Source organism: Paraburkholderia sabiae (assembly GCF_030412785.1).
In the GTDB taxonomy this organism is placed as follows: domain Bacteria; phylum Pseudomonadota; class Gammaproteobacteria; order Burkholderiales; family Burkholderiaceae; genus Paraburkholderia; species Paraburkholderia sabiae.
In genome coordinates, this window is sequence record NZ_CP125295.1 from 4,416,527 (window position 1) to 4,440,385 (window position 23,859).

Annotated in this window: 29 protein-coding genes; 19 read left to right on the plus strand and 10 right to left on the minus strand. The window is 62.2% G+C overall.

What is annotated here, in order from left to right:
• Positions 1-13: 13 nt before the first annotated feature.
• On the minus strand, positions 14-1,204 hold the full coding sequence (locus QEN71_RS19825) for a CaiB/BaiF CoA transferase family protein (RefSeq protein WP_201650406.1): 1,191 nt from the start codon (positions 1,202-1,204) through the stop codon (positions 14-16).
• 21 nt (positions 1,205-1,225) lie between these two features.
• Positions 1,226-2,119, minus strand: a complete 894-nt coding sequence (locus tag QEN71_RS19830) for an HpcH/HpaI aldolase/citrate lyase family protein (RefSeq protein WP_201650405.1) — start codon at positions 2,117-2,119, stop codon at positions 1,226-1,228.
• Positions 2,120-2,218: 99 nt separating this feature from the next.
• Between QEN71_RS19830 and QEN71_RS19835 the strand changes: the two genes are divergently transcribed.
• The 7 genes from QEN71_RS19835 (at position 2,219) to QEN71_RS19865 (ending at position 8,063) form a co-directional block, all read left to right on the plus strand.
• Complete coding sequence (locus QEN71_RS19835) at positions 2,219-3,118, plus strand: LysR family transcriptional regulator (protein ID WP_201650404.1); 900 nt, start codon at positions 2,219-2,221, stop codon at positions 3,116-3,118.
• Between the two features lie 67 nt (positions 3,119-3,185).
• Positions 3,186-4,046, plus strand: a complete 861-nt coding sequence (locus QEN71_RS19840) for a VOC family protein (protein WP_201650403.1) — start codon at positions 3,186-3,188, stop codon at positions 4,044-4,046.
• 24 nt (positions 4,047-4,070) lie between these two features.
• Positions 4,071-4,637 (plus strand): hypothetical protein, encoded by a 567-nt coding sequence (locus QEN71_RS19845; RefSeq protein WP_201650402.1) that lies wholly within the window; start codon positions 4,071-4,073, stop codon positions 4,635-4,637.
• A 65-nt stretch (positions 4,638-4,702) separates the two neighbouring features.
• Entirely contained in the window at positions 4,703-4,972 is a 270-nt protein-coding gene (locus QEN71_RS19850) for a hypothetical protein (RefSeq protein ID WP_201650401.1), read from the plus strand.
• Between the two features lie 344 nt (positions 4,973-5,316).
• On the plus strand, positions 5,317-6,399 hold the full coding sequence (locus QEN71_RS19855) for a sugar-transfer associated ATP-grasp domain-containing protein (RefSeq protein ID WP_201650400.1): 1,083 nt from the start codon (positions 5,317-5,319) through the stop codon (positions 6,397-6,399).
• 290 nt (positions 6,400-6,689) lie between these two features.
• Positions 6,690-7,625 (plus strand): aldo/keto reductase, encoded by a 936-nt coding sequence (locus tag QEN71_RS19860; protein WP_201650399.1) that lies wholly within the window; start codon positions 6,690-6,692, stop codon positions 7,623-7,625.
• A gap of 36 nt (positions 7,626-7,661) precedes the next feature.
• Positions 7,662-8,063 (plus strand): nuclear transport factor 2 family protein, encoded by a 402-nt coding sequence (locus QEN71_RS19865; RefSeq protein ID WP_201650398.1) that lies wholly within the window; start codon positions 7,662-7,664, stop codon positions 8,061-8,063.
• Here the strand turns inward: QEN71_RS19865 and QEN71_RS19870 are convergent.
• Both QEN71_RS19870 and QEN71_RS19875 read right to left on the minus strand, forming a co-directional pair.
• Positions 8,038-8,784, minus strand: a complete 747-nt coding sequence (locus QEN71_RS19870; protein ID WP_233471792.1) for a pirin family protein — start codon at positions 8,782-8,784, stop codon at positions 8,038-8,040. The genes QEN71_RS19865 and QEN71_RS19870 overlap by 26 nt on opposite strands.
• A gap of 29 nt (positions 8,785-8,813) precedes the next feature.
• On the minus strand, positions 8,814-9,575 hold the full coding sequence (locus tag QEN71_RS19875; RefSeq protein ID WP_201650397.1) for an SDR family NAD(P)-dependent oxidoreductase: 762 nt from the start codon (positions 9,573-9,575) through the stop codon (positions 8,814-8,816).
• A gap of 133 nt (positions 9,576-9,708) precedes the next feature.
• Between QEN71_RS19875 and QEN71_RS19880 the strand changes: the two genes are divergently transcribed.
• The 5 genes from QEN71_RS19880 to QEN71_RS19900 all read left to right on the plus strand — a co-directional run bounded on the left by QEN71_RS19880 (position 9,709) and on the right by QEN71_RS19900 (position 13,701).
• A complete protein-coding gene (locus QEN71_RS19880; protein ID WP_201650396.1) occupies positions 9,709-10,626 on the plus strand; it encodes a LysR family transcriptional regulator in 918 nt (305 codons plus the stop codon).
• Positions 10,627-10,696: 70 nt separating this feature from the next.
• Positions 10,697-11,230, plus strand: a complete 534-nt coding sequence (locus QEN71_RS19885) for a DUF488 domain-containing protein (protein ID WP_201650395.1) — start codon at positions 10,697-10,699, stop codon at positions 11,228-11,230.
• A gap of 48 nt (positions 11,231-11,278) precedes the next feature.
• Positions 11,279-12,529 (plus strand): Zn-dependent hydrolase, encoded by a 1,251-nt coding sequence (locus tag QEN71_RS19890; RefSeq protein WP_201650394.1) that lies wholly within the window; start codon positions 11,279-11,281, stop codon positions 12,527-12,529.
• Positions 12,530-12,871: 342 nt separating this feature from the next.
• Entirely contained in the window at positions 12,872-13,249 is a 378-nt protein-coding gene (locus QEN71_RS19895; RefSeq protein ID WP_201650393.1) for a hypothetical protein, read from the plus strand.
• 215 nt (positions 13,250-13,464) lie between these two features.
• On the plus strand, positions 13,465-13,701 hold the full coding sequence (locus QEN71_RS19900; protein WP_201650392.1) for a hypothetical protein: 237 nt from the start codon (positions 13,465-13,467) through the stop codon (positions 13,699-13,701).
• A 38-nt stretch (positions 13,702-13,739) separates the two neighbouring features.
• Here the strand turns inward: QEN71_RS19900 and QEN71_RS19905 are convergent, their stop codons facing one another.
• A complete protein-coding gene (locus tag QEN71_RS19905) occupies positions 13,740-14,288 on the minus strand; it encodes a low affinity iron permease family protein (RefSeq protein ID WP_201650391.1) in 549 nt (182 codons plus the stop codon).
• Between the two features lie 307 nt (positions 14,289-14,595).
• On the opposite strand from QEN71_RS19905, the gene QEN71_RS19910 reads away from it, so the two are divergent.
• A complete protein-coding gene (locus QEN71_RS19910) occupies positions 14,596-15,705 on the plus strand; it encodes a sensor histidine kinase (protein WP_201650390.1) in 1,110 nt (369 codons plus the stop codon).
• Between the two features lie 22 nt (positions 15,706-15,727).
• Here QEN71_RS19910 and QEN71_RS19915 read toward each other — a convergent pair whose 3' ends face one another.
• Both QEN71_RS19915 and QEN71_RS19920 read right to left on the minus strand, forming a co-directional pair.
• Entirely contained in the window at positions 15,728-15,949 is a 222-nt protein-coding gene (locus QEN71_RS19915; protein WP_201650389.1) for a DUF2795 domain-containing protein, read from the minus strand.
• Between the two features lie 80 nt (positions 15,950-16,029).
• Positions 16,030-16,296 carry a CsbD family protein gene (locus tag QEN71_RS19920; RefSeq protein ID WP_201650388.1) on the minus strand — a complete coding sequence of 89 codons (267 nt, stop codon included), beginning with the start codon at positions 16,294-16,296 and terminating at the stop codon, positions 16,030-16,032.
• 217 nt (positions 16,297-16,513) lie between these two features.
• Here QEN71_RS19920 and QEN71_RS19925 point away from each other — a divergent pair, with 217 nt between their 5' ends.
• The 6 genes from QEN71_RS19925 to QEN71_RS19950 all read left to right on the plus strand — a co-directional run bounded on the left by QEN71_RS19925 (position 16,514) and on the right by QEN71_RS19950 (position 20,991).
• On the plus strand, positions 16,514-16,888 hold the full coding sequence (locus QEN71_RS19925) for a phage holin family protein (protein WP_201650387.1): 375 nt from the start codon (positions 16,514-16,516) through the stop codon (positions 16,886-16,888).
• A complete protein-coding gene (locus tag QEN71_RS19930) occupies positions 16,885-17,199 on the plus strand; it encodes a hypothetical protein (RefSeq protein ID WP_201650386.1) in 315 nt (104 codons plus the stop codon). The genes QEN71_RS19925 and QEN71_RS19930 overlap by 4 nt, the downstream gene beginning before the upstream one ends.
• A 47-nt stretch (positions 17,200-17,246) precedes the next feature.
• On the plus strand, positions 17,247-17,789 hold the full coding sequence (locus tag QEN71_RS19935; protein ID WP_201650385.1) for a hemerythrin domain-containing protein: 543 nt from the start codon (positions 17,247-17,249) through the stop codon (positions 17,787-17,789).
• Positions 17,790-17,861: 72 nt separating this feature from the next.
• Positions 17,862-18,158 (plus strand): hypothetical protein, encoded by a 297-nt coding sequence (locus QEN71_RS19940; RefSeq protein WP_201650384.1) that lies wholly within the window; start codon positions 17,862-17,864, stop codon positions 18,156-18,158.
• A 218-nt stretch (positions 18,159-18,376) separates the two neighbouring features.
• On the plus strand, positions 18,377-19,600 hold the full coding sequence (locus QEN71_RS19945) for an acyl-CoA dehydrogenase family protein (protein ID WP_201650383.1): 1,224 nt from the start codon (positions 18,377-18,379) through the stop codon (positions 19,598-19,600).
• A 62-nt stretch (positions 19,601-19,662) separates the two neighbouring features.
• Positions 19,663-20,991, plus strand: coding sequence for an LLM class flavin-dependent oxidoreductase (locus QEN71_RS19950; RefSeq protein ID WP_201650382.1), 1,329 nt, complete (start codon positions 19,663-19,665; stop codon positions 20,989-20,991).
• 35 nt (positions 20,992-21,026) lie between these two features.
• Here QEN71_RS19950 and QEN71_RS19955 read toward each other — a convergent pair whose 3' ends face one another.
• From QEN71_RS19955 to QEN71_RS19965, 3 genes are all read right to left on the minus strand, one after another.
• Positions 21,027-21,284, minus strand: a complete 258-nt coding sequence (locus QEN71_RS19955; protein WP_201650381.1) for a hypothetical protein — start codon at positions 21,282-21,284, stop codon at positions 21,027-21,029.
• Between the two features lie 93 nt (positions 21,285-21,377).
• On the minus strand, positions 21,378-22,943 hold the full coding sequence (locus QEN71_RS19960; protein ID WP_201650380.1) for a PqiB family protein: 1,566 nt from the start codon (positions 22,941-22,943) through the stop codon (positions 21,378-21,380).
• Positions 22,944-23,072: 129 nt separating this feature from the next.
• Positions 23,073-23,735 carry a DUF3313 domain-containing protein gene (locus QEN71_RS19965; protein WP_201650379.1) on the minus strand — a complete coding sequence of 221 codons (663 nt, stop codon included), beginning with the start codon at positions 23,733-23,735 and terminating at the stop codon, positions 23,073-23,075.
• Positions 23,736-23,859 lie beyond the last annotated feature (124 nt).

Genomic DNA, 23,859 nt, shown 5'->3' on the forward strand with positions numbered 1-23,859 from the left:
GAGCGCGCTTCGTTCAGAGCACGGCGCGCGTCGCGCGTAATCCGTCTATCTCCGCGTCGCTCAAACCCGCTTCGCGCAGCAGCGCTACGCTGTGCTCGCCGAACGCGGGCGCGGCGAACGGCTCGGGCAACGGCGTTCCGCCGAAGCGCACCGGATGCTTGATGCCGCGATACGCGCCCACGCCCGGATAGTCGAAGCGCGCGACCATGTCTTCGGCGAGCACTTGCGGATCGTCGAACATGTCTTCGACGCTGCGCGCGGCGGCGCACGGCACGGCATCGCCGAAGAGTGCTTCCCATTCGAGCGCGGAGCGTTGCGCGAGCGCCGCGTGCAACAGCGGCACGATCTCGTCGCGGTGGATCGCGCGCTTGCGCACGGTGTCGTAGCGCTCATCGGCGGCGAGGGCGTCGAGGCCCGTGAGTTCGCACAACGACTTCCAGAAATGCGGCGTGTTCGCCGAGAGATACAGATAGCCTTCGCGCGTCGGATGAATGCCCGTGATGCCGCCCGAACGCATGTCGCGCCCGATGTCTTTCGGTTCGCTGTCCGCCCAGATCATGCGCGCCGATTGCATCGTTAGCGCGCTGCGCAGCAATGACACGCCGACGTACTGTCCTTCGCTGCTCTTCTCGCGCGCGAACAACGCCGACGACACGCCCGATGCAACCAGCGCGGCCGCGTAGTAATCGACGACCGAGCCGTACAGCACTTCGGGCGGACCTTCGCTCGGGCCTTGCAGCGTGCACATGCCCGTCATCGTCTGGAGCACCTGGTCGTAACCGGCCTTGTCCTTGTTCGGCCCCGTTTCACCGTAACCCGTCACCGCGCAATAGATCAGACGCGGATTGATCTCGCGCAACTGTTCATACGCAATGCCGAGCCGCGCCGGCACGCTCGGGCGGAAGTTGTGCACGAGCACGTCCGCCTGTTTGACGAGCGAGAGCAGCACGTCGAGCGCTTCGCGTTGCTTCAGATCGAGTACGAGTCCGCGCTTGCCGCGATTCACGCCCAGAAACGCGCGGCTTTCTGCTTCGAGTGTCGACGGATACTTGCGCAGGTTGTCGCCCGTGGGCGGTTCGATCTTGATGACTTCGGCGCCCTGATCGGCGAGCAGCGTGCAGCCGTACGGACCGGCGATATACGCGCTCAGATCGAGCACGCGCACGCCGGAGAGCGGCCCGCCGCGTCCAACGTTGTATTCCATGAATGATTCTCCTTGTTGGCTTTACAGCGCGAGCGACGTGCGTTGGTCGGGCGAAAGCAGTTCGAGCCGCGCTGCCTCGTTCACCAGCACGCGTGCGCGCTCGACGAAAGGCGGGTCGATCATGCGGCCATCGACGACATAAGCGCCGATGCCTTCCGCGTCCGCATCGCGCGCGGCGACGACCACGCGCACGGCATGCGCGATGTCGTCGTCGGATGGACGGAACACGTCGTTCGCTATCGCGATCTGGCTCGGATGAATGCAGCTTTTGCCGACGAAGCCCAACGCGCGCGCCATCTCCGCTTCGGCGCGAAAGCCGTCGGCGTCCTTGATGTTGGCGAACGCGGTGTCGTAGGCGAACACGCCGGCTTCGCCCGCTGCAACACGCAACGCGAACATCGCCTGTTGAATCGCCGACGTTTCGCGTCGCGCGATGCCGAGCGGCTCGAACAGATCGCCGAGTCCCAACTGCAAACCCGCGACGCGCGGATGCGCGCCCGCGAGTTCCGCTGCCATGCGCAACGCGCGCGGCGATTCGACGTTCAGCAGCAAGCCGATCGGCGCGCTGACGCCGTTCGCGCGTTCGGCGGCTTCGAGCGCGGCTGCGGCCGCACGCACGTCATCCGGCGTTTCCGGTTTCGGCAGATTGACGAGCGACACGCCGTTGCGCGCGACGGCGTCGATATCGGCGGCGAAATGCGGGGTGTCGAGCGCGTTGACCCGCACGATCAGCGTCTTCGTGCTGGCGAGCGCTTCGCTGGTTTCGAGCAACGCGCGCAGGTCGGTGCGCGCCTGCGGCTTGCGCTCGGGCGCGACGGCGTCTTCGAGATCGAATGAAAGGGCGTCGGCGGCGCTGGCGAGCGCCTTGGCGAACAGTTCCGGGCGCGATGCCGGTACGAACAGCTTGCTTCTCATGTGTCTCCCGAACTTCTTCGATATGACTCCGAGTGTATGAGCGCCGACGTTTTAGATAAACTATCTGCGTCTATCTTCAAACCAAAGGAAATCTGTCTAGTGGATACGGCATTTCTGGCCAATCTGCTGCTGGTCGTCGATACCGGCTCGATGGCGGAGGCCGCGCGGCGCGTCGGTGTCACGCCTGCGGCGATTGCGCAGCAGATGTCGGCGCTGGAGCGCGAACTCGGCGTGACGCTGTTCGTGCGCTCGGGACGCACGGTGACGCCGACGGAAGCGGGGCATCGGATCATCGAGCGGGCGCGTGGACTCGTCGCGGATTTCGCCGATCTGAAAGCGCACGCGCTGGAAGGCGAGGCGGCGGGCGAACTGCGCATCGGCACGATCACCACGGCGTTGTTGAGCCTGTTGCCCGATGTGCTCGCGAACTTCGCGCGCGGCTTTCCGCGTGCGAAGGTGCTGATTCGCGCGGGCACGTCGATGGAGCTGTATGACACGCTGCATCGCGGCGATCTCGACGTCGCCATCTGTCTGCATCCTTCGTTTGCGTTGCCGAAGGCGTACGACTGGCATCTGTTGCGTGAAGAGCCGCTCGTGGTGCTCGCGCCTGCGCGCTTTGCTCAGGAAGATCCGCACGAACTGTTGCGGCGCGAGCCGTTCATCCGATACGACCGGACCTTGGGCGGCGGCAAGCAGGCCGATCAGTATTTGCGGGCCGCACGCATCGTGCCGCGTGAACTGTTCGAACTGAATGCGCTGATGGCGATTGCGATGATGGTGGACCGTGGTTTGGGTGTATCGCTGGTGCCCGACATTGTTTCGCCGATGACGTCCGCGTTGTCGATCGCGCGAATTGCATTGCCGCTTCCGATCGAGCCGCGCCGCTTCGGCATGGTGTGGCAACGGGCTTCTCCGCGTTCGCGTCTGATACAGGGACTGTTGCAGTGCGCCGATGAAGCCGTGATGGCGAGTGTCGCGCGAGGCGATCACGCGCGCTGACGCGAACGTGATTGCAAGGCAAAAGGTGTATGTTCGATCTACTGCATCGATCGTTAAAGGAAAACCGATGAATCGTTCCGACTACAAGCGTGAAGACACCGGCAATCTCGTGCTGCTCGAGCACGTGAATCTCACGATACCGGACCAGCGTATCGCGACGGCGTTCTATGTCAGCGCGCTTGGGCTCACACGCGATCCGTATCTGATGACGGGCGTGACCAACATGTGGATCAACGTCGGCCGCTCGCAGATTCATCTGCCGCATGGCGAGGCGCAGCGTCTGCGCGGACATGTCGGGCTGATCGTGGGCAAGCGCGCGTCGCTGATCGAGCGGCTGCGCGCCGTGCAGCCGCTGCTGGAACAAACGCGCTTTAGTTGGACCGAGCGCGAGGATCGCGTGGAAGTGCTCTGTCCATGGGGGAACCGTTACGACTGCCTCGATCCCGATGTGCATACCTGTGCCGTCGATCTAGGCATCGCGTATGTGCAACTTGATGTGCCTGTGGGTTGCGCGGCTTCCATTGCAGCGTTCTATCGCGAGATGTTCGATGCGTCCGCCGAGGTTCGCGAACACACCGGTTCGCTGCAAGCGACGATTGCGATCGGGGGACATCAGCAACTCGTCTATGCGGAAACGCCGACGACAATTCTCGAATACGACGGGCATCACATTCAGATTTATGTTGCGAACTTCTCAGAGCCTTATGCACGTCTTGCTGCGCGCGGACTGACTTATGGTGAAGAGACGCATCAATATCGTTTTGCCGAGATCGTCGATCTCGAGAGCGGTGTGCCTTGCTTTACGCTTGAACATGAAGTGCGGAGTTTGCGTCATCCGCTTTATGCGAGGCCGCTGGTGAACCGGAATCCGGAACTCAGCAACCGGAATTACCGGATGGGTGGGGAGGGGTTTGGCGGCGTGTTTTAATTGCCTTTCGACTGGGAAGCCGAAATGCCAAAGACAGCTTTGCGTAGAGCTTTTCTCTTTAGCGGACATATGATCGACGCGCCCGATCGCGCGCAGCCGCGTTTTCCTCCGCAATATGAACCGCGGGTCGCCGCGGAAATCGGCCGCATACTCGATCTTTTTGAACCCACGGCAGACGATGTCGCGATTGGCAGCGGCGCATGCGGCAGCGACATTCTGTTCGGCGAAGCGATGATTGCGCGCGGTGTGCCGTTGCGTTTGCATCTGCCCTTCGACGAAGCGGTGTTCATCGAGAAGTCCGTGCGTTTTGCCGGTGAACAATGGGTAGAACGATATCGCGGCCTGGTGAAGCAGGCGGTCACGCTCGCTGCGCCGGATCAGCTTGGCCCGCTACGCGCGGGGGATGATCCTTATGAACGCGCCAATCTCTGGATGCTGGCTGAGGCACAGCGGCTGGCGGATGGGCAGGTGGTCTTTCTCTGCGTGTGGGATGGTCAGGGAGCAGATGGGCCTGGTGGGACGAAGCATATGGTGGATGTGGTTCAGGAGGGCGGTGGTGAGGTTGAGTGGATTGATATAAGGGGGCTTTAAGGCGGCTGCAAGCTCAGGACGCGATTACGCAGTCCACGCTATCTGATGCGGTTAAACGACAGGCGTTGAACAATCTGAGCGACGGCAATTTCGTGACTAACACGGTAGGCTCAGGCGGTCTAAAGAACTCCGTGTCGATTCGGTTTCTGTTTGCTGCAGGAAAACGTATGCTGCGCGCCAACCTCGAGTCACGATGGTTTGGCGGCGGGCAGTTTAACCGTGGTGCGACCTGGTTGAAGAGTGTTTATTGTGGTACTGATTCATCGCTGATATCGCTTGAAACATTATTGAAGGCATATGACGACATGCCTGATGTTGTAAAGGTAACCCGCTAACCGAGACCGCTCTCGAACCCGGGGCTGCGCAATGACCGGCGACAACGTCCAACGTATCCCGCCAGTGAAAGCAACCTGACAGTTTCACCTCCTCTCCCATCTGAAGAACCCCTCCGAACTCATCAGCCGGAGTCAATCTCACGTCTTTTACGGCCATAGGCACCACGCATAAAAACGCTGGCAGTTACGATGTGGTACGGATTAACAAAAAAGACTGTTCTCCGCGTACGCACTCGATCGTCGATTTTGACGAGTGCCGCTTATCCCCACGGAGCAGAACAGAACGAACTTGCCGATCAGGTCGCTGACTTCCTGTTCTCTTCGGCTTTTGGACGGACCATGTTATGCGAGTTGACGTCGAACGTCTCGCCAGAGCGTCGGTAAAAAGACTGGCCAGCTATAAATTCCATCTCGGCCATACCATTCAGGCCGGACACATTCTGAGAACGATCGAGAAGCGTCGCGGAAAGCTTGCGCCGCAAGTGTGCCGTCAGATCGAATCGTATGCGCGTGATGTCTTCGGCGACGGGGTCTACGCGCCGTGGCTTCGCGTCTATGCCGCATTGAACGGCACGTTCAAGGAAGGCTGGATTCCCGACAATTATTACGGTGCTGTCGTGGTGCCGCGAACAAAGGGTTCTTACGGGAAGATCTCATCATTGAAGACGGCCTCCTGGCTGATCTTTGGTGACGAGTCATTTCCCGACATCGGCTACTTCGCCAACGGCCTGTTCTATACGACCGATAACAAGGTGATATCCAGTTGCGAGGTTCAAAGAACCCTATTCGGTAACACCAACAGGATCGCTTTCAAACTCGATGCTTCCTCACAGGGAAAAGGCGTATTCATACTCGAACGAGAGTCATTCGATCCGAACTTCATTCAGTCAGTGGGCAACGGCGTATTTCAATCTTTCGTCAGGCAACACGAAGCATTCGATCGGTTTACGCCGGATTCCGTTGCGACCTTGCGCTTTACAACCGTCGTCGAGCCGACGGGTACGATCTCGCTTCGTGCCTGTTTCCTGCGGCTAGGACGAGCGGGTGAAACGCACATCCAGTCGGGTAGCGAGGTTTGTGTCGCGGTGAATATCGCCACTGGTGAACTCGATCCTGTCGGCTATCTGAATGACTGGACGGACGTGCGCGAGCATCCCGATTCAAAGACGAAGTTTTTTGGTGTCACTGTTCCCGCATTTGAAAGTTGCGTCAGAAAGGTACTTCAGTTGCACAGCAAAGTACCGTTTATTGGCTGCATCGGATGGGACGTGGCTGTCGATCTGAATGATGGTGTGAAAGTACTGGAGTGGAATGCGGAACATAACGACGTGAAGTTCGGCGAAGCCACACAAGGGCCGTGCTTTGCCGATCTCGGCTGGGAGAACCTGCGGCCCAATGTTTCGATCGTCAAAGCTCGCACGGCTTGACGTTTTATGTCGAAACGCTTGAGGCGTTCCACTCAGCGCTCATAGTTCGATTCCTTCCTCGCGCAATTGCCTTTGCAATTCCGCCGCCTTTTCACCAGCAAGTTCAAGCAGTCGCGATCGGGCGCGCCCGCATCCGCGAAACGCGTCCATCGCAAGACGAGATCTCGCATGTGTCTTATCCTCGGTCGTGACACAGGTTGAAGCACCACGCAACGCAGCGAGCGGCAGTGTAAGCAAATGACGAATTCGCCGAAGCCCGCAGCGTACGAAGCAAATGCGGAGGCATCCCCATGACCGAATCATCCGATTTCCGCGGCAAAACGATCGTGCTGAATCACGGAGGCGGCCGTATTCCCGCGCTCGGTTTCGGCACGCTGATTCCGGATAGTGCTACGACGATAAGCGCGACGCGGGCCGCGCTGGAAGCAGGCTATCGTCTGATCGACTGCGCCGAGCGATATCGAAACGAGCGCGAGGTCGGCGACGCGCTGAAAGCAGGGCTTGCGGCTACAGGCATAGCGCGCGAAGACATCTTCGTGACCACGAAGATATGGAACAACAATCATCGGCCTGAGCGTGTTCAACCGGCATTCGAGTCGAGTCTCGAAAGACTCGGAATCGACTATCTCGACCTCTATCTGATCCACACGCCGTTTGCCTTTCAACCGGGTGACGAACAGGATCCACGCGACGCAAACGGCGACGTCATCTACGACAAAGGCGTGACGCTATCCGACACATGGCGCGCGATGGAAGACCTCGTCGACCGCGGTCGATGTCGCGCTATCGGACTGTCGGATATCCTGCTGAGCGAATTGCAGACCCTGTACGAATCCGCGCGCATCAAGCCCGCGGTCGTGCAGGTCGAAGCACATCCGTATCTTCCTGAAACGGACATGATGGTTTTCTGCAAGGAGAACGGCATCGTGTTTCAGGCCTTTGCGCCGCTAGGCCACGGCATCAGGCCAGGGCCGCTCGAAGATCCCGTCATCGCGCGGATCGCCGAACGGATCGGCAGAACGCCGGCTCAGGTGCTGCTTGCATGGGCCGTGCAGCGTGGCGGTGCTACGTTGACCACACCGAAAACTACAGCGCGTGCGCATGAAAACTTCGACGTTATCGCGCTCCCGTCCGATGCATTCGACGAGATCAACCGGATTCAAACCAGGCAGCGATTCAACGAAGTCGTCAACACGGGCAGCGGTGGCTTTCTTACGCAACGTTAAAGACAGCGATGCATGGATCGTGTCCAGAGGTGAATCATGAACGAAGCAGCAGTCCGTGAAGTGCTGAATGCGCACTGGCGCGCGTCGGCGGCCGGCGATCTCGAAGCCGAGCACGATATCTACGATGACGATGCCATCTGCGACTATCCGCAATCACGCGAGCGTATTCTCGGTCGACGCAATTTGCAGGCATTGCGAAGTCATCATCCCGACAAGCCATCTGGTTTCGATGTCAGGCGAATTCAGGGAGAAGGCAATCTCTGGGTCACCGAATACACCATCGCCTATAAGACGCAACTCACATGCGTGGTCAGCATCATGGAGTTCCGCGACGGCAAAGTCGTGCACGAGACCCAGTACTTTTCGGACCCATTCGACGCGCCGGCCTGGCGCAGTCAATGGGTTCAGCAGATCAACGATCCCCAAGCTCGACCATGACGATAGTCGTGTCGTCGATTGCGCTTATCGTGAGCATCCGTTCACCGATGACGGCGGCGCCGTCGCGCGCTGCAAGGCGGACTTCGTTCACGTCGACGCAGCCGGTCGTCGTGACGAGATAGGCCTGCGCTGCGTCGTGCATCACATGTCCGAGCGTTTGACCCGCGAGCATCGTTGACGCTAGAACGCGCGCGGCGGCGTCGATCGCCAACGCACCCGCTCGAACGTCCGCAACGTGGCCGCTCGCGAGCACGATCATGCAACCTGGCTGTACATCGAGATCGAAGCGGCGCATCGTCCAGCGCGGCTCGCGGTCGAGCGTGCGTGGCTTCAGCCAGATCTGAAACAGCTGCGTCAATTCGGATTCTTCGTTGCGCTCGGCGTGCCGGATGCCTTTGCCCGCGCTCATGACCTGCACGTTGCCCGCCTCGATGCGGCCCGTGTTGCCGACGCTATCCTCATGCGTGATCGCACCCGCGCGCACATAGGTCACGATCTCGACATTCGCATGCGCATGCATGCCGAACCCCGAGCGCGGCGCGAACTCATCGTCGTTCCAGATGTGCAGCGGGCCGAGCGCCGTATGCGCGGGCTTGCCCGTTTCGCCGAAGCGGAAATGCAGCCTGGCCTTGAGCCAGTCACGCTCGATACATCCGAGCGTTTCGAAAGGCCGATGTTCGATCACGTAGTGCTCCCGTTCGAAAGCGGAAGGCAGCCGCATCGACGCCGCTGCCTTCGTCGCCTTCAGGCTCAGACTTGTGCCTGTCCGCCGTCGACGAACAATTCGGCGCCGTTCACGAAGCTCGCGTCGTCCGATGCCAGGAACAGCGCTGCGCCCGCGATTTCTTCCGGCTCGCCCACGCGTCCCATCGGGATGCGCGACGCGAGATAGTCGAGCAGACCTTGCTGTTGCGCGGCGTCGGGGCCCGCGAGTTCCACGAGGCCCGGCGTCCTCGTCGCGCCGGGGCTGATCGTGTTGACGCGGATTCCGCGGTCCTTGAGATCGAGAACCCAGCTGCGGGCGAAATTGCGGATCGCGGCTTTCGATGCCGAATACACGCTGAATGCGGCCGTGCCTTCGATGGTCGTCGTCGAGCCGGCGAGAATCACGGATGCGCCCTTCGACAGCAACGGCAGCGCCTTTTGCACGGTGAACAGCGTGCCCTTCACATTGCGGTCGAACGTGTCGTGATAGTGCGCCTCGGTGATTTCGCCGAGCGGCACCATCGACCCGCCGCCTGCGTTGGCGAACAGCACATCGAGCCGGCCTTTCTCGCCGCGAATCTGCTCATACAGCATGTCCAGTTGCTCGGGCTTCGACGAATCGACGCGCACGCCGGTTGCGTTGCCCACCGCGTTGATCGCGGCGACGGCGGCATCGAGTTCGGCCTCGCGGCGACCCGTGATGTACACGTGCGCGCCTTCCGCAGCAAAGCGCTTTGCCGTCGCCAGTCCAATGCCGCTGGTCGCGCCCGTCACCAGTGCGATCTTGCCTTCGAGTCTGCGTGCCATGATGTTTCTCCTTTGCTGGGTGGTTCGATGGGTTGCTTCGGTTTCGCTAAGTGGTGAAGCGATGTGAGAAGAATATCGACGTAGCGATCTTTTCGAAATAGAATCGTTTGCAAACCATCATTGCAAAAATGAAATGACGAGATTGCCCGATTTCGAAGGACTGGCGATGTTCGCCAAGGTGGCGGAAGAAGGGTCGTTCGCGGCGGCGGCGCGGGCGATGGGGGTGTCGGTCGCCACCGTGTCGCGGGGCGTGGCGCGGCTGGAGGAGCGGCTCGGCGCGCGGCTGTTCAACCGCACGTCACGCCAGCTGGCGCTGACCGAGTTCGGCCACTCGATCGCGGAAAAGGCCGCCGACATCTACCGGCAGGCGGAAGAAGCGGAAAGCGCCGCGCGCGAAATGTCGGTCCAGCCGCGCGGCCTGGTGCGTCTCGCCGTGCCGATGTCGTTCGGGCTGCGCTGGGTCGCGCCGCTTCTGCCGGGATTTTTCCGCGCGTATCCCGACGTGTCGATCGATCTGCATCTGTCGGATGCAACCGTCGATATCGTCGCGCAAGGCTTCGACGCAGCGCTGAGAATCGCGGCGTTGCCCGATTCGTCGCTGATTGCGAGGCGTCTGTGCCCGGTGTCGCAACTCGTCGTCGCGTCGCCCGGGTATTTGAAGCAGCACGGGCGGCCTGAACATCCTCGCGAGCTGGTTGGGCGGCCCTGTCTGTCGTACGCGTATCGCGCGCGCAGCGATGTCTGGCGCTTCGTCAACGATGCAGGCGACGAGGAGCCCGTCACACCCGTGGGGCCGTTACGCGTGACCAACTCCGACGCGCTGCTTCCAGCGCTGCTCGATGGACTCGCGATTGCCGAGCTGCCCGAGTTCATCGCGGGGGAGTATCTGGCTGATGGTCGGCTCGAAGCGATCCTGACGGACTGGCATCTGACGAGGGGCGGGCTCTATTTCGTGACGCCGTCGGCGCGGGCGCGGCCTGCGAAGGTCACGGCATTGGCCGACTACTTCGCGGAGCATCTGTCGGAGCCTGTGTGGTTGCAGCCGCGTTGAAGTAGCAGGATCGTGCATTGCTGACCCGGTACACTGAAAGCACCGCCGCGATTCACGATGCGAGGCATCGATGTCAAACGCGTTTTACACGATCGGCCATTCGACTCACCCGCTCGAAGAATTCATCGGCATGTTGACGGGCGCGGCGATCGAGACCGTGGTCGACGTGCGGAGCATTCCGCGCTCTCGTACGAATCCGCAATTCAATCGCGACACGTTGCCGGATGCGCTGAGCCACGAGCGCATGGGCTACGTTCACCTTGCAGGGCTGGGCGGCCGGCGCAGCAAATCGAAGGACGGCGCGCCGTCGCCCAACGGCTACTGGACGCATCCCGCCTTTCGCAACTATGCCGACTACGCACTGAGCGCCGCGTTTCAGGACGCGCTGACACAACTGCTAGACCTCGGACACAAGCAGACGTGCGTAACGATGTGTTCCGAAGCCGTCTGGTGGCGCTGCCATCGGCGCATCATCGCGGACTACCTGCTGGCGCGCGGCGAGACCGTGCTGCACGTGATGAACGCGGGCCGCATCGAACCCGCGACGATGACACCCGGCGCGCAACCGCAGTCTGATGGAACGCTGCTCTATCCGCCGGGGTGATGCTAGGATCGCCGATTCCCCATCGACTCAAGCCTTGGACAACGCACCGTGCACGAAGACTTCCCACGCATCAATCCCGCTCGCCTGCTCGACGATCTCAAGACCTTGCGCAGCTTCGGCGCGACGGGGCCGGGTGTGGTGCGCCTGTCGCTGTCGCCCGTCGATATCGAGGCGCGTCGCTGGCTCGCGGGGCGCATGACGGACGCCGGACTGGACGCGGTCATCGATGGCGTCGGCACCGTATTCGGGCGCTCTCGCAAGCGCGGCCCCGCGCTCGTGATCGGCTCGCACACCGACACGCAGCCGACGGGCGGCTGGCTCGACGGCGCGCTCGGCGTGATCTACGGACTCGAAATCGCACGCGCGCTCGGCGAATGCGAGGCGACGCGCGAGTACGCGGTGGACGTCGCATCGTGGATCGACGAGGAGGGCACGTTCTCGAGCTTTCTTGGCAGCCGCAGCTTCGTCGGTGAAGCCGTCGATGCCTCGTTGCAAAGCGCGCGCAATCACGAAGGTCTGTTGCTCGGCGATGCGCTCGCTCAGGCGGCCCTGGCGAACGCGCCGCGCGTGACACTCGATCGCACGAGGCAGCGCGCGTATCTCGAACCTCACATCGAGCAGGGCGGGCGGCTCGAGGCATCGGCGAAATCGATCGGCGTGGTGACGACGATCGTCGGGATTCGCGAGTTTCAGGTGCGCTTCACCGGCCAGCGCAATCACGCGGGCACGACGCCGATGGCGATCCGGCGCGATGCGGGTGCGGCGCTGGTCGCGTTCATCGCGCGTATCGACGATGCGTTCGGCCGGCTGGCCGATGCGGATACGGTGTGGACGGTCGGACGCATCGATCTCGATCCGGGTTCGTTCAGCGTCGTGCCGGGCAAGGCCGTGCTGCACCTGCAGTTCCGCGACGGAAACCGCGAGCGGCTGCATGCAATGGACGAAGCGCTTGCTGAACTGGTCGACGAATGGAACGCGCAGAATGCCGTAAAGGCCGAACTGATCGCATGCGAAGGCGCCGAGGAACCCGTCACGATGGATACGGATTTGCAGCAGCATCTCGCACAAGCCGCGGAAGCGCTCGCGCCGGGAAAGTGGACGCGCATGCCGAGCGGCGCGTCGCACGATGCGCAGGTGATCGGACATCACATTCCCGCGTGCATGCTGTTTGTGCCGAGCATCGGCGGCGTCAGTCACGATTTCATCGAGGACACGGCGGAGCAGCATATCGTGCTCGGTTGCGAGGTGGCGGCGCAGGCGGCCGCGCGAATCCTGAAGGCGTTGACGCATCAGGCGTGACGCGCGCGTGCAGCGGGCAGGCGCGCTGCGTGCTATTGCTGTTGTTACGATGGTCTTTCATTCGCGGACCCCGGCATGACGGCGCAGGACGATCAAGCTGCATTCGATGCGGCCTGTTTGACATTGAAGCAAACCGCCGACGATGTGAAGCGCGTCGGAAGCGATCCGTATGCCTCCGAATTTGCAGTTGCGAGAGCGCGCCGTCGTTACGATCAGGCCCGCCTCGACTATCTGTGTTGCCATCTGCGGCTGCGCACGGCGAACGTCAGCATGGAACCCGGTCCGGCGCCTTTGCCCGTGATGGTCGTCGGAAACGACAGTCATATGAAGGAGTCGCTCAAGGTGCTGCTTCAGGTGCGCCGAGGCATCCAGGCAGTTCCCCGCGCTTTCGAACGTTGGTATGACGACGCCAGATGGATCGCTCCTCGCGTCGTGATCGTCGACGTGTCGGACCATTCTCTGGCGGCTGCTTCGTGGTTCATGAAAAGCCTGCGCGACGCCGAAACAAGACCATATCGAATCGCGATCGCGTGGCCGGAGCGCGCCGAACATCTCACTGGTTTAGCGGATGCCGTGGTGCGCAAACCTCTCGTGCTCGATGACCTTCTGTGGATCATCGACAGAATCGATTCTGCCGTCGCGGAGTTTTCCGCGACATCGAACGCTGCAACGTTCCTCACGGATCCGGCTGGTGCTGCAACGGATGAAGCGCGTATTTAAGCAGCGCCTTTGCTGCACCGTCTCTTACCGCAACTACGAGGCATCTGTCCATAACTCTTCACTTACGGACATATGCAGCCTGATTTAGATCGTTCCGCAACGCGCTAAGATCCATAGCGAAAGCATCAGGGCGCAATACTCCGCGTGTCGGTTTGTTCGGCGCGGACCTTGTACTGCCGCTAAAGGGTTGTCGCTGGTCGCGTGGAGAACGGGCGATGGATCTGGAACAGCAGTTGGGCAATTTGCGTCTCGCAGACGAGCACATTGCGAGAGGACGCAGTCTCATCGAGCACCAGCTTGAAACGGTGCACAAGCTCAAGCTGAGCGGCGACGACGCGGAGTCGGCCATCGAATTGCTTCGGGAAATGCGCGTGTCGCTGGAAGCAATGATGGACCACCGCGCTGTCATCGAAGAAACGATCGAGATGATACGGGTCGAGAAGCTGCCTTAGGTGCGGACCTTAAGCGCTGACCTTAAGCGCCTCGTTCGTCATCCCCGCGGACGCTCGCCGTCCATATGGCAGCCGCCAATGCCCGTCTTGGCGCGGGCAATCGACTCGTCGACCGTGCCCATATCGCGTTGACGCCTGCCCGCATTCTCCGCGAGTTTCAGATAGGCGTCGGCGATGCGGCGCAAATCCTCTTCCGACGCATCTTCGATTCCGATCAGCTTGTTGCTCGCGGCATGATGCGACGCGAGCAGTTCGTTGAGCTTCAGGTGGACCGCGACGCTGTCCTTGTTCTGGCTTTGCTGGATCAGAAAGACCATCAGGAACGTCACGATGGTCGTCCCCGTATTGATCACGAGTTGCCAGCCATCCGAGTAGTGGAAAAGCGGCCCCGAAATCAGCCACACAGCGATGGAAATCACGGCCACGCCGAACGCGACGGGCGACCCCGCCCAGCGCGTAACGGCGGCCGCGAATCTGTCGAAGGCGCGCGTAACGGGATGCCGCGCGGCGTAGGCGGGACTGGACGTGTCCGGCACGGACTGAAGGCGATCGACGCCATGTCGATCATTCGAGTGTGTCGAGCGCATGAAATCCTCATCGGGCGAATGCTTTTCGGATCATCAAGCAAGCGTTATGCCGAATGCACGGCGCGGCTCTGACGTGGACCGTGATCGTCGTGTCGCCGCTTGCCCGTTGCGGGCTGTTTTTGATCGCAGGGTCATATCATCAGCCGACGCATTTTGCGCTTGTCACCTTTGTTCTCCGGCCCTGTCCGTTAGCCTGTAATTACGAACAGAGTGTACGTATTGATAGCGGACAGACTCGAAACTATCTTTTTACGGGTTGGGATCAATTGCCGATCCGTTGACGATCTGAACTCAACCGAGAGAACACATGAGTCTGTCCGATTTCATCGAAGCGAATCTTCGAGGTCTGATCGACGACTGGGTAGAGTACGCCCTGCAGATTGGGCCGCGCGACACACAGCTCACTGAAGCGCAACTGCGAGACAAGGCGCACGACCTTCTGCTTCAGATTGCGGCCGATATGCGGGAATCGCAGACGGCCGTCGAGCAGATAGCAAAGTCTCACGGCGATCTGCGCGATTCCGAGTCCGGATTCATGAGAGTCGCGCAACTGCATGCCGACGATCGCGTCAGTCACGGCTTCGATATCAACGACGTCGTTGCCGAATTTCGCGCGCTGCGTGCGAGTGTGTTGCGACGCTGGCAGCAGATGTCTCCGAACGGTGCATCGGCTTTGGAGGACATGACGCGCTTCAACGAAGCCGTCGATCAGGCGCTCGCCGAGTCGGTCCGCCAGCACGCGCTGCGTATCGAACGTATCAGGGATCTGTTTGCGGGCATGCTCGCCCACGATCTGCGCTCGCCGCTCGGCGCAATCGTGAATTCGGCGACGGTGCTGTTGCATGACGAGGGTTTGTCGGCGGCGGGCTTGCGTGCCGCGGGCAACGTACAGCGCGGCGCGGCACGCATGAAAAGAATGCTCGACGATCTGAGCATTTTTACCCGCACGCGGCTCGGCGATTCACTGCCCGTCGACTTTTCGGATCAGGACTTCGCGCAGATTTGCAGCGACTCGGTCGCCGAAGTACGCGCGGCTTATCCCGAAGCGCAAATCGATATGCCCTTGATAGCGGCGCTCACTGGCCACTGGGATGGCGCGCGTGTGCGCCAGTTGCTCGTGAATCTGCTCGTCAACGCAGTCCAGCACGGTTCCGGCGGCGTGACGCTGGAAGTGTCGAGCCGCGATGCGGATGTGACGGTCGTCGTGAGCAACAGCGGCAGCAAGATTCCCGCCGATGCGCTGCCGACGCTATTCGATCCGCTCACACGTGCGCGCCCACTGCAGACGCAACATGACGGGAGCATGGGCCTCGGGCTCTACATCTGCCGGTGCATCGCGCAAGCGCACGGCGGCGGCATCACCGTCGAGTCTACCGATCACAAGACGATCTTCACCGTGCACATGCCCCGAGGCTGATACGGCGACATTCGATGGCGTGCTATTGCTCGTCGTTGCCCACTGCTTTGGAAACGGCGGCGGGGCCATCGAACTCGTTGTCGGGCAGCGCGGCGAGGGCTTCCATCGTCTCTTCATCGGCGTCGTTGTCCTTTGCGGTCTTGAGCAGCGTCTGCTTGCCGGCAGGATACGATGCGCCCTTCAGCGCCTTTTGCACGTCAATGAACTTGCGGATCTGCGGATTGTTCGCATTCGACGAGGCCATGATGATCTCCTTGCGGGACGTTGAGATCTGCGTCGTGCATCTGCCGTTCCCAACGCGCCGCAAGGTGCTAAGCAGCGGCGTTACACGTCATCGCGGCGGTTCGCCGACCACAGCGCGCCCAGTACGAAACCCGCTGCCACCGCGCCTGCCAGCACGGCAAGCGGACTCGACGACATCGCGTCGCGCGCGATGTCCGAAGCATCCGCGCACAGCTGCTGAGCCCTGCCGCGCAGCTCGTCCACCTTGCCTTCCATCTGCAATCCGACGTCGCCCGCGATCGAGCCGACCGCTTCCTTCACATTGCCAGCCGCTTCGCGGACCACGCCGTCCGTTTTCGTCGTTTCCATGTGTCGCTCCTTGATTGAACTGTCGTCGTCTGTCACCAGCCGTCGCGATGCACGGTCTCGTGTGCGGTGCGCATTGCGCGCAGGTGAGCGTCAGCAAGTCACGGACCCGCGACGGCGCGCTGGTTCACGCAGCGTATCGCTTTTGTTCGCCGACGTGCCGTCTTGCGGCACAGCGTTTGCGGAATGCGTCCTCGACAGATCTGGGAGCGAGGTAGCGATGTCGATCCATCAACGGGCAACGTCCTGGCGCAACGTCGGGCGCTTCTACGCGAGTCGGGTCGCGGAGTACGGCGAACTCTTTTCCATCGAACTGGAGCAGGCGCGAACGCGGCTCGTGCGGGAGGTGATCGCGCTGATCGTCCTCGCCGTCGCTGCGCTTTTTTCGCTGTCTTTTCTGTCCGTCGCGGTGATTGCGACGGCGCTGGGCACGCGTTACTTCGTCGACGTCGCGTGGGGCGTGGCGGGCCTGTGGCTTGTGCTGTGCATCGGCTCTTATCTGGTTGTGCGTGCGCAGCGACCCGCACGTTCTTTCGATGGATTGCGTGAAGAAATTCGCCAGGATCTCGAAACGGCACGGGAGGCACTCCGATGAAGCAGCATGACATCGCGCGACGCGCTTTGCCTGTAACGGAACGCGAGGCGCTGGTGCGGGCGCAGCTTGCTGCCTCGCGCGCGGATCTCCTCGTCAAAGCGCTCGCGCTCAGGGAAGGACGCGCACGCCGGGTGCCGCCCTGGCCCGTGCGTGGAATCGAACTCGTCTCGGTTGCGCCGAACGTGACACTGCTGACGGCGGTCGCCGTGTGCGCGCTGGTCGTCGGTCCGCGCAAGATCGCTTCCGTTGTCGTGCGCAACGGGATTGTCGGTTGGGTCGGCAAGAACGTGCGGCGGCGCGCGGCGCAGTAGCGGACCTGGTCTTTTTGATTTCCCCACACACATACAAGGAGTCGATGATGAGCGAGCATTCCCCTTCGGCCGAAACCAGCGCACACGCAGACGCGATTGCTTTACTGAAGGCCGATCATCGAACGGTCGAAAAGCTGTTCGATGCTTTTGAAAAAGCCGGGTACGATGATCTCGAAGCGAAGGGCACGCTGGCGCGGCGCGCCTGCGAAGAACTGACGGTGCACGCGATCATCGAAGAAGAGCTTCTGTACCCCGTCGCGCACAAGCAACTGGACAAGCAGGACGAAATCGACGTGGACGAAGCGTATGTGGAGCACTTCCTGGTCAAGACGCTGATCGAGAAGTTCGACACCCTCAAACCCGGCGATCACGGCTTCGATGCCACGTTCAAGGTGATGTCGGAACTCGTGAAGCACCACGTCGAGGAAGAGGAATCCGCGCTCTTTCCGGAGTTGCGCGACAGCGGTGTCGACCTCGTCGCGCTCGGCGAAAAACTGCGCGCGCGCAAGGCCGAACTGATGAACAAGCTCGATCAGGCGGGGAGCAAGCTGGTCGGCGACAGGACGCTGGCATTCACCCGCATGACGTGAGCGTCGCGTTTCCGGTCATTGGCCCGCGGCCCTACGGTGCGGGCCGCCTGTCACGATGTGAGGCGCAAGGAGATGACACGTGCTGAATTCGAAGAAAAGATCGGCGCGATACTGCGCGATCACGGCGCCGACACGACGGCAGATCTCACCGACGAACTCGTGGCCTACTGGAACGGTCATGCGGTCGCCTATGTGCTGATGCGCGAGACGGCAACGGGCGCGAACTACGACGATTTCGTCATGGACGACGCGCAGTGGAAAAGCTGGCGATCGTGGCTCGAAGCGTGGATGGACAGCCCGATGTTCAGCGTCAGGCCGGAAGTGCGTCACTGGCTGTCGGAAGAACCGCCCGCCGATCCTGGCAGCTGACGTGATCGAGATGCGCAGCGCCTGCTGCGCTTTCGCTGCCGGATCGTCGGGTATTTGACGTTCTTCGTTTTGCTGCGCAGACGCGAACGCAGACGCGCGCGCGCCATTGCACGCACGCGAATAACGTAAGCGCAAATCGGTTGTTATCCGCTTGAGGATGCGTCCCTATACTGGCTCGCTTGTTGACCACTCGCGTGGCAGAAACGAGGGAACCAGGAATGCCTGCTCAAGCTTCAACGGATCACACCGCATATCAAAAGCTTCAAACAGCGCTTGCCGGATTGCCCGCGCTCGCGAATGCCATTGGCGAAGGTGCGGCGTCGCGCGAAACGAAGCGCGAGTTGCCCTTCGATGGCTTCGCGCTGTTTCGCGAATCGCGTTTGGGCCGTCTTCGTCTGCCCGTCGAATGGGGTGGCCTGGGCGGATCGCTCGAAGACGTGTTCGAGGTGATCGCCACGCTCGCAGCCAAAGAGAGCAACGTCGCGCACGCTTTGCGCATCCACTTCGATCAGACGGAAGCGCTGTTGCTCTCGCCGCGCACGCCGTTCAACGAACTGCAAATCCAGCGTGCCGCCGATGGCGCGATTTTCGGCGGTGCATCGACGGAACGCGGCACGTCGCGTCCCGGCGAAATCACGACCCAGTTGCGTCGCGACGGCGAGCACTACCGCTTGAGCGGCCGCAAATACTACGCAACCGGCACGGCCTTCTCCGACTACGCACGCCTCAATGTGCACGATGAATACGGCAATCCCGTCGTGGCCATCGTGCCTGTCGACCGCGAGGGTTTTCGTGTGCTCGACGACTGGGACGGCATGGGGCAACGGATGACGGCGAGCGGCAGCCTCGAATTCGATAACCTGCTGGTGCGCGCCGACGAAGTGACGCCGCGCGTGTTGTCGACGCTGGCCGGTCGTCACGGCGGCGCGCTGCGTCAGCTGCATCTCGTCGCGGTGGGCGCGGGCATCGTGCGCAACGTCGTCGCCGATGCGAAAAACTATGTGCTGCATCACGGGCGCCCCGTCTTGCACAGCCCCGCGCCGACGGCGCGCGAAGACGCGTTCATCCAGCAGGTGATCGGCGATCTGACGGCGCACAGCCATACCATCGACGCGCTCGTGCGCGACAACGCGCGCGTACTCGAACGCTCGTCGCAGGCGATCCGCAAGGGCGAATCCGATGCGGAAGCACTCGTGCTCGAAGGCGCGCTCGCGACGGCGCGCACGCAGCTCGTCGTGAGCAAGCTCGCGCTGTATGCGGCCGAGCGCATGTTCGAAGCGGGCGGCGCGTCGGCGACTTCGCGGGCGCACAACTTCGACCGCCACTGGCGCAACCTGCGCACCATCTTCAGTCACAACCCGCTGCTGCACAAAGCCCGCGTGATCGGCGATTACGCGTTGAACGGCGTGACCACGCATCTGACGGAAGGGCGGGTTTTCTAAGCCCACGCTTACCTGAAATCGTGCGCACGCCCGCGCGCACGCGACATCACGGAGAAACACAAATGAGCCGTATCACGGCGCCTGCGCTTGCGCGTCGCCTGCATCTGAACGTCAACATCCTGCACTCCGGCTTCGTGCCCTCCGCGTGGCGGCTTGCCGACGCGGACCCGCGCGCGTTCGTCGATGTGCAGCACTATGTGCGCGTCGCGCAGATCGCGGAAGCGGCGAAACTGGACGCCGTGTTTCTCGCGGATAACGCGGCCATCGTCGATCAGATCGACTTTCGCCCGATCACGGCGCTGGAACCGACCGTGCTGCTCGCGAGCATCGCGGCGGCGACCTCGCGCATCGGCGTAATCGGCACGGCGTCCACGAGCTATAACGAGCCGTACAACATCGCGCGCCGTTTCTCGACGCTCGATCACGTCAGCAACGGACGGGCGGGCTGGAACGTCGTGACGACCGCCGATCTGCCTTCTGCGCGCAACTTCGGCCGCGATGCCGTGCCGGATCACGCGCAGCGTTACGAGCGCGCGGCCGAATTCACCGAACTCGTGAAGGCGCTGTGGAGTAGCTGGGAAGACGACGCATTTGTCGGCGACAAGGCGGACGGACGTTTCGTCGATGTGTCGAAAGTGCATCCCGTCGCGCATCGCGGCCGACACTTCGACGTGCAAGGTCCGCTGAATCTGCCGCGCTCGCGGCAAGGCCATCCCGTCGTGGTGCAGGCGGGCGGCTCGCCGGATGGCCGCGATCTGGCCGCGCGTCATGCGGAGGCGGTGTTTTCGGCGTCGCAATCGTTCGAGGAATCGGCGGAATATCGGCGCGATCTCAACACGCGGGCGGCGGCATATGGACGCCCCGGCGTGAAAGTGCTCGCGGGTCTGACGACGATCATCGGCGCGACCGAGGCACAAGCACTGCGCCGCCGCGACGAACTGATCGATCAGATTCCGTGGCGCTACAGCCTGAACCGTCTGGCGGGCACGTTGGGTATCGACGTCGAGCGCCTGAAACTCGATCAGCCCTTGCCGGAGGATCTGGCATTGCCTGGCGGCGGCAACGGCAACCACACGTTCTTTCACGCGACCATCGCGCAGGGCCGACGACATGGCTACACGGTGCGCGAACTCATCCGCTCGCTGGCGGGCGGGACGGGGCATCGCGTGATCGTCGGCACGCCCGAGCAGATCGCCGACGATATCGAGCACTGGTTCAACGGCGGCGCCGCCGACGGCTTCAACCTGATGCCCGATGCGCTGCCGGGCGGACTCAGCGATTTCGTGGACGGCGTCGTGCCGATCCTGCAAAAGCGCGGCATTTTTCGCAGCGAATACGAAGGCACGACGCTGCGCGAGCATCTCGGGCTTGCACGTCCCGGCGATGTGTAACTCAATCCGGGCTTCCCGGCGTGAAACAGCAAGCCTTACGGTTTGCTCCAGACCTGCTTCCAGCACATGAGGAAAGTGCCGTGCACGTCCTTCGACACTGCACCTTCCGTGCTGCACGCGGACCCCGTCAGCGCCGGACCGAACTGCGCGACTTCTTTGTCCGCGTCGGCGAGTGCGGCGGCGGGCACGCGGCCCCAGATCGACAGGCTGGCGAGCACGCCGGCGCAGCCGACCAGAATCACGAGCGTGCGTTTCAAATGGGCCGGGCGGCGGGCGATAAATTCAAATTGCATCGGAAAGCCTCGTCAGGCAGGGACTCATGAGCGGTGTTATCGGCAGCCGTTTTCGAAACCATAGAGCTATACGCAAATATTTTTTCGACGCGCTCATTGTTGTCCCGGACGCGTCAACGACTTGCCCCACACGATGGATTCCGGATGCTGCTGAAGGTAATCGGCGAGTGAATTAAGCGATACAAGCGTTCGCCGCAACTCGGTCAACGCGCCTTGAAGATCGGACTGAAGCGGAGAACCGTGCGCGAGCGTTGCGTTCGCCGCGTCGAACGATTGCTGCGCGGCGCTTAAAGTTGCGCGCGCTTCGGGCATCAGTTCGGTGTCGACCCGCTGAAACAGCGACGCAGCCGTCTGCAGGGTCGTATCGAGACTGCGGCCGATCTGATCGAACGGCACGCGATCCAGCTTGTCGACGATGCCCGCAAGCTGGTCCTGAAGTTCTTCGAGCGTATTGGGAACGGTCGGCAGTTCGACGGGCGTCCGCTGCGGATCGAACGCGACTTTGGGCGCGCGCGGAAAGAAATCGAGCGCGACGTATCGCTGGCCGGTCAGCACGCTGCCCATGCGCAACTGTCCGCGCAGGCCGTTGGCGATCAGCCGGTGCAGCAGATTTCGGCCCGCTGCGCTGTCGCCGTTGCCAAGTGCCTGACGATAGCGGCGTCCCAGTCTCGTCGGATAAAGATCGAGCGCGGCGATCATGTCAATGCGGCCGGTGGCGGGATCGAAGTCCACATCGATCGCCGCCACGCGCCCCAGTTCGACGCCGTGAAAATCGACGGGCGCGCCGATCGACAGGCCGCGCAACGATTGCTCGAAGCGCATGAACACGCGCGCCGCGGTTCCGTCCGCTGCGCCTTGCGTCGCTTGCGTACGATCGGTGGCGAGCACGAAGGATGCGCCTTCGGGTGCCGGGCGCGGAGCGGGCGCGCGTTTGAGCGTATCGAACGCAATGCCGCCCGATAACAGCGACGCGACCGATTGCGTATCGAGTCGAAAACCGTCGGAGCCGAAGCTCATGTCGATTCCGCTCGCCTGCCACCAGACGGTGCCGGATGTCACGTATTGGTCGTAGGGCGCGTTGACGAACACATCGACATCGACTTCCGCGCCGTCCGCGGAGAGCGCATAGCCCAGCACCTGGCCCGCCTGCACGCGGCGGAACAGAAGAGGCGAGCCCGCAGTCAGCGATCCCAGCGAGTCTGCGTGCAGCACGAAGCGTTTGCCTTTCCGGTCGCGGGTGACGAAGGGCGGCGCTTCCAGTCCGACGAACGCTTTGCACGCTCGCGATGCGGGCGCGGTGTCGGCGGCGATGTAGGCGCCGGAAATGGCTGTCGAAAGCCCGGAGATGCCCGTCATGCCGATGCGCGGCCGCACTACCCAATAGCGTGTGCCGCAAGCCGCGAACTGTTTCGCGGAATCGTCCAGTTGCACGTCGGCGAGAACGTGCGTCCGGTCGGTCGACAGATGCAGGTCTTTGAGCCTGCCGATTTCGACGTCCCGGTAGCGCACGCGTGTTTTTCCGGCCTCGAGACTCTCGGCCGTCGTGAAGCTGATCGTGATGCGCGGACCGCGCTGCATGCCTGTGCGAATCAGCAGCGCGCCGGAAATGAGCAAGGCCGCAACGGGCACGAGCCAGAACGCCGACGGCGCGCCGCTCATCACAGCTCTCCCGTCACGACGTCGCGCAGCTGTCGGCCGATTCTGCGCAGGCTGGCGATACAGACTCTGAACAGACGGCCGAGCCCGCGCTTCGCGTGCCGAAGAGGCGCATGCGTCACGGCCGACGGCTTATTGCAGCTGCGCGACGAGCGCGTCCGCGCCCTTGTCGATGCCCGTTCTCGCGGCGCTGAGCGATCCGAATGCGGCGGGCAGATTCATCGCGTTCGGATATTGCTTCGACACGTAAGCCTTCAGCAGGCGGCCGCTGGAACTGTCGTACACCTCGACGGCGTACGACACGGAGCCGCTGAACGCGCCCTTGCCGCCGCGGATCGCCTGCACGCCGTTGTAGAGATTCCCCGCGATATCGAAGTGCATGAACTGGCCGACGAGCGCAGTCGTCGTTTCCGCGCCCGTCAGCGTGAGCCGGATGCGCAAGGCGGCGGGCGACGGCTGCGTCGCGCTTTCGAAACGCTTCGTGAGCTTCGACGCGAACGTCTTGCCCATGTAGTCGGCGAGCGCAGTCTTGTCGTTCTCCGTCATATCGCCGAACTGGTTGTCGCCGCCGCGATACACGACGACGGGATCGACCATCACCTGCGTGTAACGCGACCAGACGACGGGCGCCGCGTACCGGTACGGCACTTTGGTCGAGTCGTCGTCCCGGTTCTGCTTCATTTGCTGCGCTGACGAAATGCCCGAATAGGCAACGGGCTGCACGCTCGAACACGCCGTCGTGGCGAGCGCGACGGCGCAGACGGAGAGAAGCGGGGCGAGTCTGATCGAGGGCATGGGTCGGTCCTTGCGATGAATGTCGGGAGTGGGTGAGGGCGTCGGTTCGGGCGTGAACCGACGTGGCCGAAGCGTAGCATCGCCGTTTTCGGATGTAAACCGTCTATCCGGTTTGTTTGTTGAA

Coding starts and splice junctions, on each gene's coding strand:
- QEN71_RS19885 (WP_201650395.1), top strand. CDS start 10,697: ATGTCAAACGCGTTTTACACGATCGGCCATTCGACTCACCCGCTCGAA.
- QEN71_RS19865 (WP_201650398.1), top strand. CDS start 7,662: ATGAACGAAGCAGCAGTCCGTGAAGTGCTGAATGCGCACTGGCGCGCG.
- QEN71_RS19855 (WP_201650400.1), top strand. CDS start 5,317: ATGCGAGTTGACGTCGAACGTCTCGCCAGAGCGTCGGTAAAAAGACTG.
- QEN71_RS19845 (WP_201650402.1), top strand. CDS start 4,071: ATGCCAAAGACAGCTTTGCGTAGAGCTTTTCTCTTTAGCGGACATATG.
- QEN71_RS19880 (WP_201650396.1), top strand. CDS start 9,709: ATGACGAGATTGCCCGATTTCGAAGGACTGGCGATGTTCGCCAAGGTG.
- QEN71_RS19825 (WP_201650406.1), bottom strand. CDS start 1,204: ATGGAATACAACGTTGGACGCGGCGGGCCGCTCTCCGGCGTGCGCGTG.
- QEN71_RS19920 (WP_201650388.1), bottom strand. CDS start 16,296: ATGGAAACGACGAAAACGGACGGCGTGGTCCGCGAAGCGGCTGGCAAT.
- QEN71_RS19945 (WP_201650383.1), top strand. CDS start 18,377: ATGCCTGCTCAAGCTTCAACGGATCACACCGCATATCAAAAGCTTCAA.
- QEN71_RS19965 (WP_201650379.1), bottom strand. CDS start 23,735: ATGCCCTCGATCAGACTCGCCCCGCTTCTCTCCGTCTGCGCCGTCGCG.
- QEN71_RS19915 (WP_201650389.1), bottom strand. CDS start 15,949: ATGGCCTCGTCGAATGCGAACAATCCGCAGATCCGCAAGTTCATTGAC.
- QEN71_RS19875 (WP_201650397.1), bottom strand. CDS start 9,575: ATGGCACGCAGACTCGAAGGCAAGATCGCACTGGTGACGGGCGCGACC.
- QEN71_RS19930 (WP_201650386.1), top strand. CDS start 16,885: ATGAAGCAGCATGACATCGCGCGACGCGCTTTGCCTGTAACGGAACGC.
- QEN71_RS19900 (WP_201650392.1), top strand. CDS start 13,465: ATGGATCTGGAACAGCAGTTGGGCAATTTGCGTCTCGCAGACGAGCAC.
- QEN71_RS19905 (WP_201650391.1), bottom strand. CDS start 14,288: ATGCGCTCGACACACTCGAATGATCGACATGGCGTCGATCGCCTTCAG.
- QEN71_RS19870 (WP_233471792.1), bottom strand. CDS start 8,784: ATGCGGCTGCCTTCCGCTTTCGAACGGGAGCACTACGTGATCGAACAT.
- QEN71_RS19935 (WP_201650385.1), top strand. CDS start 17,247: ATGAGCGAGCATTCCCCTTCGGCCGAAACCAGCGCACACGCAGACGCG.
- QEN71_RS19960 (WP_201650380.1), bottom strand. CDS start 22,943: ATGAGCGGCGCGCCGTCGGCGTTCTGGCTCGTGCCCGTTGCGGCCTTG.
- QEN71_RS19940 (WP_201650384.1), top strand. CDS start 17,862: ATGACACGTGCTGAATTCGAAGAAAAGATCGGCGCGATACTGCGCGAT.
- QEN71_RS19840 (WP_201650403.1), top strand. CDS start 3,186: ATGAATCGTTCCGACTACAAGCGTGAAGACACCGGCAATCTCGTGCTG.
- QEN71_RS19830 (WP_201650405.1), bottom strand. CDS start 2,119: ATGAGAAGCAAGCTGTTCGTACCGGCATCGCGCCCGGAACTGTTCGCC.
- QEN71_RS19910 (WP_201650390.1), top strand. CDS start 14,596: ATGAGTCTGTCCGATTTCATCGAAGCGAATCTTCGAGGTCTGATCGAC.
- QEN71_RS19955 (WP_201650381.1), bottom strand. CDS start 21,284: ATGCAATTTGAATTTATCGCCCGCCGCCCGGCCCATTTGAAACGCACG.
- QEN71_RS19950 (WP_201650382.1), top strand. CDS start 19,663: ATGAGCCGTATCACGGCGCCTGCGCTTGCGCGTCGCCTGCATCTGAAC.
- QEN71_RS19860 (WP_201650399.1), top strand. CDS start 6,690: ATGACCGAATCATCCGATTTCCGCGGCAAAACGATCGTGCTGAATCAC.
- QEN71_RS19925 (WP_201650387.1), top strand. CDS start 16,514: ATGTCGATCCATCAACGGGCAACGTCCTGGCGCAACGTCGGGCGCTTC.